Consider the following 13,508-nt stretch of genomic DNA (forward strand, 5'->3'; position numbering starts at 1 on the left):
GTGCCGGCCACCGTGGCGCCACGGGACCGGCACCGCGCCCGGCAAGCGAGCCGGCAGCGAGCCGGCCACTGAGGGGAGGCAATTGCCGCCATGCTCGACCACCTGATCAAGGGCGCGACCGTCGTGGACGGTACGGGCGCGCCCGCCTACCGCGCCGACGTCGGCATCCGGGGCGGCCGGATCGCCGTCGTCGCCCGGCCGGGCGACGTGCGCGAGGAGTCGTCCTCCGCGGAGGACGCGACCGGGCTGATCCTCGCCCCCGGCTTCGTCGATCCGCACACCCACTACGACGCCCAGCTGTTCTGGGACCCGTACGCGACGCCCTCGCTCAACCACGGCGTGACGACCGTGGCGGGCGGCAACTGCGGATTCACCCTCGCGCCCCTGAACCCCGACCGCCCCGAGGACGCCGACTACACCCGGCGGATGATGTCCAAGGTGGAGGGCATGTCCCTGGTGGCGCTGGAGGAGGGCGCACCGTGGACATGGCACTCGTTCGGGGAGTACCTCGACGCCCTGGAGGGACGGATCGCCGTCAACGCCGGTTTCATGGTGGGACATTGCGCGCTGCGCCGGTACGTGATGGGCCCGGACGCGGTGGGCGGGCAGCCGACCGGCCGGCAACTGGCCGAGATGCTCGCCCTGTTCCACGAGGCGATGGACGCGGGCGCCTGGGGGTTCTCCACCACCCAGTCGTCCACCCACTCCGACGGTGACGGCCGCCCGGTCGCCTCCCGGCACGCCGGGCCGGACGAACTGCTCGCACTGTCCCGCGCGGTCGCCGAGCACGAGGGCACCCAGATCGAGGCGATCGTGGCCGGCTGCCTCGACCGGTTCAGCGATGCCGAGATCGACCTGTTCGTGGAGATGAGCGCGGCGGCCGGACGCCCGCTGAACTGGAACGTGCTGACCATCGACGCGGTCGTGCCGGACCGGGTGCCGCGGCAGCTGACGGCGAGCGAGCGGGCCCGTAAGGCCGGCGGCCGGATCGTGGCGCTGACCATGCCGATCCTCACGCCCATGAACATGTCGCTCGGCACCTTCTGCGCCCTGAACCTGATCCCCGGCTGGGGCGAGGTGCTCGGGCTGCCGGTCGACGAGCGGATCGCCCGGCTCCGTGACCCCGCCGTCCGCGCCGAGATGCTGCGGCGCGCGGGCAGCGAGGAGGCCGGCGTCTTCCGCCGGCTCACCGACTTCGGCCGGTACGTCATCGGTGACACCTACTCCGCGGCGAACGAGGGCCTGACCGGCCGGGTCGTACGTGACATCGCCGCCGAGCGCGGCCAGGAGCCGTTCGCCTGCCTGGTGGAGATCTGCGCCAACGACCGGCTGCGCACGGTCCTGTGGCCCATGCCCACCGACAACGACCCGGACTCCTGGGCGCTGCGCGCCGAGACCTGGCAGCACGAGGACGTCCTGCTGGGCGGCTCGGACGCCGGGGCGCACCTGGACCGGATGTGCGGGGCGCCGTACACCACCCGGTTCCTCGGCGACTGCCTGCGCGGCCGGAAGCTGGTGGGCCTGGAGCAGGCGGTGAAGATGCTGACCGACGACCCCGCGCGGCTCTTCGGACTGCGCGAGCGCGGCCAGATCCAGGAGGGCTGGCACGCGGACCTGGTCCTCTTCGACCCGGAGCGGATCGACGCGGGGAAGGCCACGCTGGTGCACGACCTGCCGGGGGACAGCCCGCGGCTGGACTCGAAGGCGCTCGGGGTCACGGCGGTGTGGGTCAACGGCGTCGAGGCGATCCGCGCGGACCGGGTCACGGGCGCGACGCCCGGCACGGTGCTGCGGTCGGGGCGGGACACCAGGACGGTGAGCACGCGGTGAGGGGGACCGGACCATGGGCGCGGGGACGTGGGCGGTGAAGAGGGCGGTGGGGTCCCGGTGAGGGCGGCGGCCGTGAGTGCGGCGAAGAGGGCGGTGAGGTCCCGGTGAGGGCCGCCGACCAGCGGCTCTTCATCGGTGGTGAGTGGGTCGCGCCCGACGGCGGCCACTACGAGGTGATCGACCCGGCGACCGAGGAGACCGTGGGGCTCGCGCCCGAGGCGAGCCGTGACCAGGTCCGTGCGGCGGCCGCGGCGGCCCGGGAAGCCTTCCCGTCGTGGTCACGGACCAGCCCGGAGGAGCGCGCGGCTGTCCTCTCCCGGGCCGCGGACCTCATGCACCGCAACGCCGGCCGGTACGCCGAGCTCGCCCAGGCGGAGAGCGGCGCCACGACCGCGACGGCGCGCGGGATGCAGGTGGCGGTGGCGGTGGCCCGCTTCCGGCGGTACGCCAAGGGTGCGCTGGAGCCGGTCGAGACGCCGCTGCCCCCGCAGATCAACGAGGCGGGCCCGATGGGCCGGGGCGGCGTGCTGGGCGCGCTGGCGGTCCGGCAGCCGGTCGGGGTGGTCACCTGCATCACCTCGTACAACAACCCGTGGGCCAACCCGGCCGGCAAGGTCGCCCCGGCCCTCGCGATGGGCAACACCGTCCTGGTGAAGCCCGCCCCGCAGGATCCGCTGTCGGTGTACCGGATGGCCGAGGCGCTGGCGGAGGCCGGGATTCCGCCGGGCGTGGTGAACGTCGTCAGCGGCACCGCGGTCGCCGTGGGCGAGGCCGCCGTCGACTCGCCCGACGTCGACATGGTCAGCTTCACCGGCTCCACGGCCGTCGGGCAGCGCATCGCCGAGGTGTGCGGGCGCGGAATGAAGCGGCAGCTGATGGAGCTGGGCGGCAAGGGCGCCGCGATCGTCTTCGGCGATGCCGATCTGGACTCCGCCGTCACCGGGATCGGGACGACGTACGCCTTCTACAGCGGCCAGATCTGCACCGCGCCGACGCGGGCTCTCGTGCACCGCTCCGTGTACGACGCGTTCGTCGCCAAGCTCACCGCGTACCTCGGGTTCCTGAAGGTCGGAGATCCGCGGGCGCGGGGGACCGTCGTCGGGCCCGTGATCTCCGGCGCGCACCGGGACCGCGTCGAGTCGTACGTGGAGCTCGGTCGCAAGGAGGGCGCCACGGTCGTCGCGGGCGGGGAGCGGCCCGCGCATCTCGACAAGGGGTTCTACGTCGCGCCGGCACTGCTCGCCGACTGCACCCGCGACATGCGCGTAGTCCGGGAGGAGATCTTCGGGCCGGTGGTCGCGGTCGTCCCCTTCGACGGGGACGAGGACGAGGCCGTCGCGCTCGCCAACGACAGCGACTACGGCCTGATCGACTACGTCTGGTCGGCCGATGCGGCCCGCGCCTTCCGCGTGGCCCGTCGGCTGCGGGCGGGGGGCGTGGGGATCAACACCGTCGGCCGCAACATGGAGGCGCCGTTCGGCGGCTTCAAGCGGAGCGGCGTGGGTCGCGACGTCGGGTCGTACGCGCTCCATGCGTACAGCGAGCTGCAGGCGATCGTCTGGCCGGGGTGAGGGCCGGTTGAGGGGAGGGGAAGGGGAAGGGGGAAGGGAAGAGAGAGGCTCAGGGGGCGACCCCTCGGCCAGGCCCGTCCCTCAGTCCTTGCGGTCCAGGAACACCGGGTTGGTCAGGGCCGCCATCGGGCCCGGGAGGCCGGGTGTGGTGGCGGGGTGCCGGACCTCGGCGCGTATGTAGGCGGCGTGATCGGGCGTGGTCCGCCAGGTCACGGTGTCCGCGCCGGACGCCGGCAGGGCGGCCGTATGCAGGCGGCCCTGGTCGGTGACGAAGGAGACCGTGCAGCCCGGGGCGCCGGAGACCGTGAGCCGCGCGGTGACCCCGGACGCTCCGGGCAGCGCCAACCGCTCGCCGATACCGGCGTGTTCGCCGCGTTCGCCGGTGACCGAGAACGACAGGTCGATCTTCGAGGACTCGGCGATCCACACCCGGCCCGCCCGTATGCCGTCCTGAAGGGCGCGGCGGGAGAGGTCGTCGGCCAGCACCACCGTCTGCGGCAGGCCGACGACGTCCGGGTCGCGGTGGGCATCGCTGTGCCCGACGGCCGGCAGCCAGTCCCCGCGGCCGCGGGCGTGCGCGACCAGGGTGTTGTCCCACTCGGCGAGGGTGACCTCGTCGTCGGGGCCGTACGGGCCGTTCCAGACCTCCACCGCATCGGCTTCGTCGAGCCCGAACTTCCAGTTGCAGCCGATGCAGGTGGCGTGCGGATGCGCCGGGATGACCAGGCCGCCGGCCCGCCGGATGGCGCGCGCGTACTTGCCGAAGGCGTTGTCCCGGGCGCGGTAGCGCCAGTCGATGAAGACCCCCGGGTCGGTGCCCATCGCGACCACATGGCCGTTGCGGGTGGTGATCTCCTCGCCGGTCAGGATCAGCAGGTCGTCACCCCACAGCCCCTCCCAGGCGCGGTGCGCCGAGGTGGTGTTGTGCTCGGTGGTGGTGAGGAAGTCCAGCCCGGCGGCGCGGGCCAGCGCCGCGATCTCGGCGGGCGTGCGCCTGCCGTCGGAGTGGACCGAATGCAGATGGCTGTCACCGCGGTACCAGGCGCGGCCGCGGCCCCGGGCGCGCTCCGGTGGGTAGGCGGGCCGGGGCGTCCGCCCCTGGGGGCCGTACCGCAGGGTGATCGTGACGTCGTAGGAGAGCCCCTGCGGTGCGACGGTGTACGGGCCGAGGGCGATGTGCCAGAGGCCCTCGTTGACGGGGCCGGGGAGGTAGCCGGGGGTGGCGTCGTCGGCGCGGAGGAAGAACTCCGAGCGCGCCCCGCCGGACCAGCCGCGGAAGCCGGCCCCGCCGAGGTCGGTGCCCCGCTCGTCGAAGATGCCGATGTCGCAGGCGTTGCCGACCGTGCCCTCGGGGACGGTGGGTCTGTCGTAGCTGTAGGAGACGGCGATCTCCCGTACACCACCCGGCACTTCGACCGGCAGGTGGACGAAGTCCGGTGCGCCCATGGGCAGATGGCCGGTCACCCGCCGGGTCTGCTCGTCCGTCCCGCCGTCCGTCCCGTCGCCCGGCCCGCTTCCCTGCCCGCCTCCCGTCCCGCCGCCCGGTGCTCCGGCCGCCGGCGTCGCGTCGGCGAAGCTCACCCGGCCGAGCGTGAGCGCACCCGTGGCGCCCGCGAGCGCCGAAAGCCGCAGAACCTCACGTCGTTCCATCCCGCTCCCCCCTTCCGTGGTCCGTCCTGCTCCCGTGTTGCCTCCCGTGAAAACTGTTGTACGCGGCCGTGACGCGCAGGGAAAGGCCTGTGGATAACCGTCGGACGGTGCGGCAACATGCCGTCATCCACCCGCCTGACGGAGGTCCCCACCATGCGGATCGCGACCACGATCTTCCTGACCGACGAGACGATCCGGCCGGTCCGGCTGGCCCGCGAGCTCGAACAGCGCGGCTTCGCCGGTCTCTACCTCCCCGAACACACCCACATCCCGGCCAGCCGCGACACCCCCGCCCCCATGGGCGAGCCGCTGCCCCGCGAATACGGCCGCACCCTGAACCCGTTCGTCGCCCTCGCCCAGGCCGCCGCGGTCACCGAACGGCTCGCCCTCGGCACCGGCGTCACCCTCGTCGCCCAGCACGACCCGGTGGACCTCGCCAAGCAGATCGCGACCCTGGACTTCCTCTCCGGCAGCCGCTTCACCCTCGGCGTCGGCTACGGCTGGAACGTCGAGGAAGCCGCCGACCACGGGGTGGAGTGGTCCACCCGGCGTGCGCTGACCCGCGACCGGATGGCCCTGATGCGCGCCCTGTGGGCCGACGAACCCACCGCGTACGAGGGCCCGTTCGGGTCCGTACGGGCCTCCCTGGCCCACCCCAAGCCGGCCCACGGCGCACCGCGCACCCTCCTCGGCGGCGCGGCCGGCCCCCAGCTCTTCGGGGAGATCGCGGCCTCGGCGGACGGCTGGCTGCCGATCGGCGGGCGGGGGCTGACGGAGACCCTGCCCGTCCTGCGGCGGGCCTGGACGGAGGCCGGACGCGCCGGCGATCCCGTGGTGGTCCCGTACGCGGTCCGGCCGACCCCGGGGAAGCTGGCCCACTACCGCGACCTGGGCCTTACGGAGGTGGTGCTGCAACTGCCGCCGGCAGAGGAGAGCGAGGTCCTGCGCACGTTGGACGACTTCGCGCAGTACTTGTGAGCGAGGCCGGAACGGGCGGGTGGATGCGCGACTGCACACCGCACCTGCGGCGATACACGACGTGACCGAGGGCGGATGCCCGTCGAGCACGGGACGGGCCTCCGTACGGCGCCGCCCTGCCCTAGGTCCATCGGCCTACGGGCCGCCCGAACGGCTGGGACCGCAGACCGATCCGCGACCGGCCCTCGCGGACGTAGCGTCGAAGGTGAACGGACTTCCGGAGTCGAGACCCACGAATCCGGACCACCAAGCGGGATCCACGGATCTGGACCCACACAACGGGGCGCCCGGACCGGGACCCATGAAGAGCCTCGGCAGATCAAGGAGATCTCATGCCCAGCCTCGACCACACCATCGTGCACAGCACCGACCGCTTCGCCTCGGCCCGTTTCCTCGCCGGCCTTCTCGACGCGCCGGAACCCAAGGCGTTCGGCCCCTTCGCCGCCCTCAAGCTGGACAACGGAGTGACGCTCGACTACGCCGAGCACGCGGCCGGCGGCAAGGAGTTCGTGCCCACGCACTACGCGTTCCTGGTGACGGAGGACGAGTTCGACAAGATCCTGGGGCGGATAACGGACCGCAACCTGCCGTACTGGGCCGACCCGCAGCACAGCAGGGCGCAGGAGATCAACACCCGGGACGGCGGCCGCGGCCTGTATGTCGACGACCCCGACGGCCACAACATGGAGTTCCTGACCCGCACGTACTCCGACGAGCTGCTGTCCCACCTGTAGGAGCCCGGTCCGGCGGCCCCGCACCCGGGCCAGTGATCAGCGGCACACCGGGCCGTCGTTCTCCCGCGGCGGCGCTGTCAGTCGGCGCTCGTATGCTCGGAGGATGACTTCCAGCGCGCAGGGACCTGACCAGGTATCCGACGAGGCGTCCGGGCCGGCGGCCGACCGCGGCACGGGCGCCCGGCCCGCCCCGGAGAGCCGCCCGACGGCGAACGCCATGCGCAGGGCGCTCAAGCGGGCCCGTGACGGCGTGGCGCTGGACGTCGACGAGGCCACGGTGCTGCTGCAGGCCCGCGGCGCCGACCTGACGGACCTGTGCGCCTCCGCGGCCCGGGTGCGCGACGCCGGCCTGGAGGCCGCCGGCCGCCCCGGCGTCATCACGTACTCCAAGGGCGTCTTCATCCCCCTGACGCGGCTGTGCCGGGACACCTGCCACTACTGCACCTTCGTCACCGTCCCCGGCAAGCTGCGCCGGGCGGGCCACGGGATGTTCATGTCGCCCGACGAGGTGCTGGACATCGCCCGCCGCGGCGCCGAACTCGGCTGCAAAGAGGCCCTGTTCACCCTCGGCGACAAGCCCGAGGACCGCTGGCCCGAGGCCCGCGAGTGGCTGGAGGCGCACGGCTACGACGACACGCTCTCGTACGTCCGCGCCATGGCCATCCGCGTCCTGGAGGAGACCGGCCTCCTGCCGCACCTCAACCCCGGTGTGCTGTCCTGGACGGACTTCCAGCGGCTCAAGCCCGTCGCCCCGTCCCTCGGGATGATGCTGGAGACCACCGCCGAGCGCCTGTGGAGCGAGCCCGGCGGTCCGCACCACGGCTCACCGGACAAGGAACCGGCCGTCCGGCTGCGCGTCCTGGAGGACGCCGGCCGTTCCAACGTCCCCTTCACCAGCGGCCTGCTGATCGGCATCGGCGAGACCTACGAGGAGCGCGCCGAGTCCCTGTTCGCGCTGCGCCGCATCCAGCGTGCCTACCACGGCATCCAGGAACTGATCATGCAGAACTTCCGCGCCAAGCCGGACACGGCGATGCGCGGCATGCCGGACGCCGAACTGGAGGAGCTGGCCGCGACGATCGCGGTGGCCCGGCACATCATGGGCCCCTCGACCCGCATCCAGGCACCGCCCAACCTCGTCGACGGCGCCTACGCGCTGCTGATCGGCGCCGGTATCGACGACTGGGGCGGGGTCTCCCCGCTGACCCTGGACCACGTCAACCCCGAGCGGCCCTGGCCGCAGATCGAGGAGCTGACCGAGCACTGCGCCGCCGCCGGCTTCCGCCTGCGCGAACGCCTCCCCATCTACCCCGAATTCATCCGGCGCGGCGAACCCTGGCTCGACCCCCGCCTGCTGCCGCACGTCACCGCCCTCGCCGACCCCGAGACCGGCCTGGCCGTCGAGGACGCACCCGTCGTCGGCCGGCCCTGGCAGGAGCCCGACGAGGGCTTCACGATGAGCTCCTCGGGCCGCACGGACCTGCACCACACCATCGACACCGAGGGCCGCAGCGCCGACCGCCGGGACGACTTCGACGAGGTCTACGGCGACTGGGAGGCGCTGCGCGAGGCCGCCGCGCCCGGTATGGCGCCCGAGCGGATCGACGCGGACGTACGGCAGGCGCTCTCCCGGGCCGCGGACGACCCCACCCGGCTCACCGACCCCGAGGCGCTGGCCCTGCTGCACGCCGACGGACCGGCCCTCGACGCCCTCTGCAACATCGCCGACGACCTGCGCCGCGCCACGGTCGGCGACGACGTCACCTACATCGTCACCAGGAACATCAACTTCACCAACGTCTGCTACACCGGCTGCCGTTTCTGCGCCTTCGCCCAGCGCCGCACCGACGCCGACGCCTACACCCTCTCCCTCTCCCAGGTCGCCGACCGCGCCCAGCAGGCCTGGGACGTGGGCGCCGTCGAGGTGTGCATGCAGGGCGGCATCCACCCCGACCTGCCCGGCACGGCGTACTTCGACATCGCCCGCGCCGTCAAGGAACGCGTCCCCGGCATGCACGTACACGCCTTCTCGCCCATGGAGGTGGTCAACGGCGCGACCCGCACCGGACTGTCGATCCGTGAATGGCTCGGCGAGGCCAAGGCGGCCGGCCTCGACAGCCTCCCCGGCACCGCCGCCGAGATCCTCGACGACGAGGTCCGCTGGATCCTCACCAAGGGCAAACTGCCCACCGCCACCTGGGTCGAGGTCATCAAGACCGCCCATGAGCTGGGCATCCGCACGTCCTCGACGATGATGTACGGCCATGTCGACCAGCCGCGCCACTGGCTCGGCCACCTCCGGCTGCTGGCCGGGATCCAGCAGGAGACCGGCGGCTTCACGGAGTTCGTCACGCTCCCGTTCATCCACACCAACGCGCCCGTCTACCTCGCCGGGATCGCCCGCCCCGGCCCGACGACCCGCGACAACCGCGCCGTGACCGCCATGGCTCGGATCCTGTTGCACCCCCACATCACCAACATCCAGACCAGCTGGGTCAAACTGGGCACGGAAGGGGCGGCCGAAATGCTCCGCTCCGGCGCCAACGACCTCGGCGGCACCTTGATGGAGGAGACCATCTCCCGTATGGCGGGCTCCAGTTACGGGTCCTACCGCTCCATCCAGGACCTGATCGCTATCGCCGACCTGGCCGGCCGCCCCGCCCGCCCCCGCACCACGACCTACGGCCCGGTCCCCGAGGAGCGCCGGGCGGCCGCCCTCGCCTCGGACGGCCACCTGCCGGAGCTGCTGCCGGTGGTGGACTGAGCCGCCGGCCGTAGCGGCCCGTGCCCCGGCTCAGTCCCCGTCGTACTCCGACTCGTGCTGGAGGATGCACTGCTGCCACTGGGACAGCGCCTCCTCGCGGTCACCCCCGCTGTCCTGGGCGGCGACGATCAGGGCGTCGGCGGCCATCGCGGCGAGCCGTACGGCGATGTGGCAGACGTCGCTCTGGGGGAGCGGCCGGAGGAGTTCCACCGCGCCGTCGCTGTCCCCGGAGAGGGCCGAGGCGACAACGGCCATGGTGGTGCGATCCCACTCGTACTCGGACATGGGGAGAGCATGCCCACCGTGCGGCGCCGCCATCATCGAACGGATGAGCCCCGGCGCTGTCGCGCATCAGGTGAGTTGACGCACCGGACTGCCCGCCAGGAAGGCGGTGATGTCCTCGACGGCCTGCTGGAAGTAGCCCTCGTAGTTGCGGCGGGTGACATAGCCGAGGTGCGGGAGCGCCAGCACGTTCGGGAGGGTGCGCAAGGGATGCCCGGCCGGCAGCGGCTCCTGGTCGAAGACGTCCAGGCCGGCCCCGGCGATCCAGTTCTCGCGCAGCGCCCGCAGCAGCGCCTCCTGGTCGACGATCGCGGCGCGCGAGGTGTTGACGAGGTAGCTCGTGGGCCGCATCCGGCGGAGCTCGTCCGCGCCGAGCAGCCCCCGGGTGCGGTCGCCGAGCACCAGATGGACGGAGACGAAATCGGCCGCCTCCAGGAGCTCTTCCTTGCCGGCGGCGGCGCGTACGCCCACCTCCGCGGCGCGCTCGGCGGTCAGGTTCCGGCTCCACGCCACCACGTCCATGCCGAAGGCCAGCCCGATCCGGGCGACCCGGCTGCCGATCTTGCCCAGGCCCAGCAGCCCGAGCGTGCGGCCGTGCAGATCGGCACCGAGGGTGGACTGCCAGGGGCCGCCGGCGCGTATCGCGGTGTTCTCGGTGACGACGTTGCGGGCGAGGCCCAGGATCAGCGCCCAGGTCAGTTCGACGGGCGGCTCGGTGTTGCTGGCGGTGCCGCACACGGTGATCCCGTGCCCGGCGGCGGCCGCCAGATCGATGGCGGCGTTCCGCATCCCGGAGGTGATCAGCAGCCGGAGCCGGGGCAGCCGGGCGAGCAGCGGAGCGGGGAACGGGGTGCGCTCGCGCATCGCCACGACGATCTCGCAGTCGCCGATCGCCGCGACCACTTCGTCCTCGGAGCGGAACGGCTCGCGCAGCGTACGGACCTCGACGGCACCGTCCAGCGGTGACCAGTCGGCCACGGAGCGGGCGACGTCCTGGTAGTCGTCGAGTACGGCGCAGCGCAGTGTCATGGCGGATCTCCCGGAGGCGCAGTTCGGCTTTCATCCGGACCGTAGCGCCCAAAAGCCGCCTAGCCAGCGACTATGCGCATACTCACCTGGCTGGAAATCGATCAATCCCGGTCGATTACAGTGCTGCGCCAGGGGCCTCCGCGATGGCCCGCGACATGGTGAGCTTCGGGAGGCACAGTGAGCGCAGCGGGAGGCGGCGCCGCCATCTGGGGGCGCGCGGAACAGCAGGACTTCCGCAGCCGGGTACGCGGCTGCCTGCTCGGTGGCGCCATCGGCGATGCGCTCGGTGCCGGCATCGAATTCGACTCGCTCGATGCGATCCGCGCGGCGCACGGCCAGGAGGGCGTGACGGACTTCGTACCCGCCTTCGGGCGGCGCGGCGCGGTCACCGACGACACCCAGATGACCCTGTTCACCGTCGACGGACTGATCCGGGCCCAGGTGCGCCGCGACACCGGCGCCTGGCACCCGCCCACCGACGTCCACCGCGCCTACCTCCGCTGGGCCGCCACCCAGCACGACTGGGGCCCCGACGAGCGCAAGACGGACGACGGCTGGCTGGCCCGCGAGGAGTGGCTGTACTCCCGCCGCGCGCCCGGCCGGGCCTGCCTGAGCGGCCTCGGCGACGAGGTGATGGGCACCGTGGAGGCACCGAAGAACCCGGACTCCAAGGGGTGCGGCGCGGTGATGCGCTCGGCGCCGTTCGGGCTGTTGGTCGGCTGGGAGCCGCAGCTGGTCTTCCAGCTCGCCGTGGAGTGCGCGGCGCAGACGCACGGACACCCCACCGGCTATCTGGCGGCCGGCGCGTTCGCCGTCATCAGCCACTCGCTGGCCCGCGGCGAGGACCTCGACGGCGCGGTGCAGAAGGCGCTGGCCCACCTGGCCACCCGCCCCGGCCACGAGGAGACCACCGACGCCCTCAAGCGCGCGCTGGGCGCCGTACGGCAGGGCATGCCGACGCCGGCCCGGGTGGAGTCGCTGGGCGAGGGCTGGACGGCCGAGGAGGCGCTGTCCATCGGCGTGTACTGCGCACTGGTCGCCGAGGACGTCCGGCACGGCCTGCTGCTCGCCGTCAACCACAGCGGCGACAGCGATTCCACCGGCTCCATCTGCGGCAACCTCCTCGGCACCCTGCACGGCGAAACGGCGCTGCCGCCGGTCTGGCTGGTCGAACTGGAGGGCCGGGCCACGATCCTGCAACTCGCCGACGACTTCGCCATGGAAATGACCCAGGGCCCCGCCCTGCACGGGCCCGCCGGCTCGTCCCCGGGATGGCTGGCACGGTACCCGCGGGCGTAGCGGGTAGGGCGAACGGCCAAAGGGGCGAAGAGGCTGGGGGCTCCGGATCCCCTACGGGTAGGTCGAACACTTTCCCTAGGGGACGCGAACGCCCCCTCGGGGCCACAACCGACCAGGACCGGCGGGTATTCCCGTACGGCCGTAAAGGGCCGCACAGGGCCGTACAGGGTCGGAATGCGTCCCCTACCGCATCAGCTCGCCCGCGTTGACCAGCAGTGACTGGCCCGTGATGGCGCGCGCCCGGTCGGACGCCAGGAAGACCGCGGTCTCGGCCACCTCGGCATCCGTGGCCAGCTCCGGCAGCGCCATCCGCTCGGTGAGCCGCCCGAGCACCTCGGACTCCGGTACGCCCTCGGCCTGCGCCTGGAACCGTACGTACGCCTCGACCGGCGGGCCCCACATCCAGCCCGGCTGCACGGTGTTGACCCGTATCCGGTCCGGGCCCAGCTCGCGGGCGAGTGAATACATCGCGGAGACCAGCCCGCCCTTCGACGCCGCGTACGCCGCCTGCTGCACCTGCGAGGGCGCCGCGACCGACGACTGGGTGCCGATGAACACCACCGCACCCCCGCCGCGCGCGGTCAGCGACGGCAGGCAGGCCCGGGTCATCCGCAGTGTGCCGAAGAGGTTGACGTCCACGACCGCGCGCCAGGAGTCGAAGTCGGCGTCCCGCAGTCCGCCGAACAGCGAGTCCAGCGCGGCGACATGGATCACCGCGTCGATCCCGCCGAACCGCTCCACCGCCAGCGCGGCCAGCGCCGTGCACTGCGCCTCGTCGCCGATGTCGGTCACCCGCCAGGCCGTACGCGTCCCCGAAGGGTCGATCTGCGCCGCCGACTTGGCGAGGTTCGCCTCCGTGCGCGCGCCCAGCACCACCGACGCGCCGTCCCGTACGCAGGCCGCCGCGACCTGATGGCCCAGGCCGGCCCCCACGCCCGAGACGACGACGGTCTTGTTCCGCAGCAGCATCTCCGCCTCCGGACCCCGAGCCCACCACGCATTATGACGGTGAGTCAGATTAGGGCGGTGTGGTCCCGAAAGGAACAGCCAGCCCCTGCATCCCCCCACGGATTTCTCGTGCGGGCGGGCCGCTGCCCGTCAGTGCGCGTGGCCCCGGCGCAGGCGGGCGACGGACCGCAGCCGGCGCAGCACGGCGACCACCCGCACCCGGGCACCGCACAGCCGGGCCCACAGGCGACGGGCGAGGGAAGGCGGCGGCTCGGTCGGGTAGTCGTCGGAGGAATCGGGGGCCGGCGCGCCGCCCGTCGGGTCGTCCGCGTCGTGGGGGCCTTGGGTGCCGTGGCTGCCTCGGGTCATCCGTCCTCCCGGAAAGGTGTTCCCACCTCTGTTCTTCCCCATGGCGGCCGCCCC

At 72.9% G+C, this 13,508-nt stretch carries 11 protein-coding genes; 6 read left to right on the forward strand and 5 right to left on the reverse strand.

Annotated features, from left to right (window positions below; genetic code table 11):
• The first annotated feature begins 90 nt into the window (after positions 1-90).
• Both ACZ7MX_RS15325 and ACZ7MX_RS15330 read left to right on the forward strand, forming a co-directional pair.
• A complete protein-coding gene (locus ACZ7MX_RS15325; RefSeq protein ID WP_472132198.1) occupies positions 91-1,830 on the forward strand; it encodes an N-acyl-D-amino-acid deacylase family protein in 1,740 nt (579 codons plus the stop codon).
• Positions 1,831-1,934: 104 nt separating this feature from the next.
• Positions 1,935-3,401: an aldehyde dehydrogenase family protein gene (locus tag ACZ7MX_RS15330; RefSeq protein ID WP_472132200.1), complete on the forward strand. Its 1,467-nt coding sequence runs from the start codon at positions 1,935-1,937 to the stop codon at positions 3,399-3,401.
• Between the two features lie 81 nt (positions 3,402-3,482).
• On the opposite strand, the gene ACZ7MX_RS15335 is transcribed toward ACZ7MX_RS15330, so the two are convergent.
• Positions 3,483-5,051: a CehA/McbA family metallohydrolase gene (locus tag ACZ7MX_RS15335; protein ID WP_472132202.1), complete on the reverse strand. Its 1,569-nt coding sequence runs from the start codon at positions 5,049-5,051 to the stop codon at positions 3,483-3,485.
• 153 nt (positions 5,052-5,204) lie between these two features.
• Here ACZ7MX_RS15335 and ACZ7MX_RS15340 point away from each other — a divergent pair, with 153 nt between their 5' ends.
• The 3 genes from ACZ7MX_RS15340 to ACZ7MX_RS15350 all read left to right on the forward strand — a co-directional run bounded on the left by ACZ7MX_RS15340 (position 5,205) and on the right by ACZ7MX_RS15350 (position 9,527).
• Positions 5,205-6,029, forward strand: coding sequence for a TIGR03619 family F420-dependent LLM class oxidoreductase (locus tag ACZ7MX_RS15340; protein ID WP_472132537.1), 825 nt, complete (start codon positions 5,205-5,207; stop codon positions 6,027-6,029).
• Positions 6,030-6,361: 332 nt separating this feature from the next.
• The gene (locus ACZ7MX_RS15345; protein ID WP_472132204.1) at positions 6,362-6,763 is read left to right on the forward strand and encodes a VOC family protein; all 402 of its coding nucleotides are present in this window, start codon (positions 6,362-6,364) and stop codon (positions 6,761-6,763) included.
• A gap of 103 nt (positions 6,764-6,866) precedes the next feature.
• On the forward strand, positions 6,867-9,527 hold the full coding sequence (locus ACZ7MX_RS15350) for a bifunctional FO biosynthesis protein CofGH (protein ID WP_472132206.1): 2,661 nt from the start codon (positions 6,867-6,869) through the stop codon (positions 9,525-9,527).
• A 30-nt stretch (positions 9,528-9,557) separates the two neighbouring features.
• Here the strand turns inward: ACZ7MX_RS15350 and ACZ7MX_RS15355 are convergent, their stop codons facing one another.
• Both ACZ7MX_RS15355 and ACZ7MX_RS15360 read right to left on the reverse strand, forming a co-directional pair.
• Positions 9,558-9,812, reverse strand: coding sequence for a hypothetical protein (locus tag ACZ7MX_RS15355; RefSeq protein ID WP_030415575.1), 255 nt, complete (start codon positions 9,810-9,812; stop codon positions 9,558-9,560).
• A 66-nt stretch (positions 9,813-9,878) separates the two neighbouring features.
• Entirely contained in the window at positions 9,879-10,838 is a 960-nt protein-coding gene (locus ACZ7MX_RS15360; protein ID WP_472132208.1) for a D-2-hydroxyacid dehydrogenase family protein, read from the reverse strand.
• A gap of 177 nt (positions 10,839-11,015) precedes the next feature.
• Here ACZ7MX_RS15360 and ACZ7MX_RS15365 point away from each other — a divergent pair, with 177 nt between their 5' ends.
• Complete coding sequence (locus ACZ7MX_RS15365) at positions 11,016-12,137, forward strand: ADP-ribosylglycohydrolase family protein (RefSeq protein ID WP_472132210.1); 1,122 nt, start codon at positions 11,016-11,018, stop codon at positions 12,135-12,137.
• Between the two features lie 183 nt (positions 12,138-12,320).
• Here ACZ7MX_RS15365 and ACZ7MX_RS15370 read toward each other — a convergent pair whose 3' ends face one another.
• Both ACZ7MX_RS15370 and ACZ7MX_RS15375 read right to left on the reverse strand, forming a co-directional pair.
• Entirely contained in the window at positions 12,321-13,106 is a 786-nt protein-coding gene (locus ACZ7MX_RS15370; RefSeq protein WP_472132212.1) for an SDR family oxidoreductase, read from the reverse strand.
• A 129-nt stretch (positions 13,107-13,235) separates the two neighbouring features.
• Positions 13,236-13,454 carry a hypothetical protein gene (locus ACZ7MX_RS15375; protein WP_472132214.1) on the reverse strand — a complete coding sequence of 73 codons (219 nt, stop codon included), beginning with the start codon at positions 13,452-13,454 and terminating at the stop codon, positions 13,236-13,238.
• Positions 13,455-13,508: the final 54 nt, after the last annotated feature.

The sequence above is a fragment of the Streptomyces sp. NPDC107765 genome (genome assembly GCF_055657085.1).

Excerpts from the sequence above, each read along its gene's own strand:
- ACZ7MX_RS15325 (WP_472132198.1), top strand. The coding sequence starts at position 91 with ATGCTCGACCACCTGATCAAGGGCGCGACCGTCGTGGACGGTACGGGC.
- ACZ7MX_RS15375 (WP_472132214.1), bottom strand. The coding sequence starts at position 13,454 with ATGACCCGAGGCAGCCACGGCACCCAAGGCCCCCACGACGCGGACGAC.
- ACZ7MX_RS15340 (WP_472132537.1), top strand. The coding sequence starts at position 5,205 with ATGCGGATCGCGACCACGATCTTCCTGACCGACGAGACGATCCGGCCG.
- ACZ7MX_RS15335 (WP_472132202.1), bottom strand. The coding sequence starts at position 5,051 with ATGGAACGACGTGAGGTTCTGCGGCTTTCGGCGCTCGCGGGCGCCACG.
- ACZ7MX_RS15370 (WP_472132212.1), bottom strand. The coding sequence starts at position 13,106 with ATGCTGCTGCGGAACAAGACCGTCGTCGTCTCGGGCGTGGGGGCCGGC.
- ACZ7MX_RS15345 (WP_472132204.1), top strand. The coding sequence starts at position 6,362 with ATGCCCAGCCTCGACCACACCATCGTGCACAGCACCGACCGCTTCGCC.
- ACZ7MX_RS15355 (WP_030415575.1), bottom strand. The coding sequence starts at position 9,812 with ATGTCCGAGTACGAGTGGGATCGCACCACCATGGCCGTTGTCGCCTCG.
- ACZ7MX_RS15350 (WP_472132206.1), top strand. The coding sequence starts at position 6,867 with ATGACTTCCAGCGCGCAGGGACCTGACCAGGTATCCGACGAGGCGTCC.
- ACZ7MX_RS15360 (WP_472132208.1), bottom strand. The coding sequence starts at position 10,838 with ATGACACTGCGCTGCGCCGTACTCGACGACTACCAGGACGTCGCCCGC.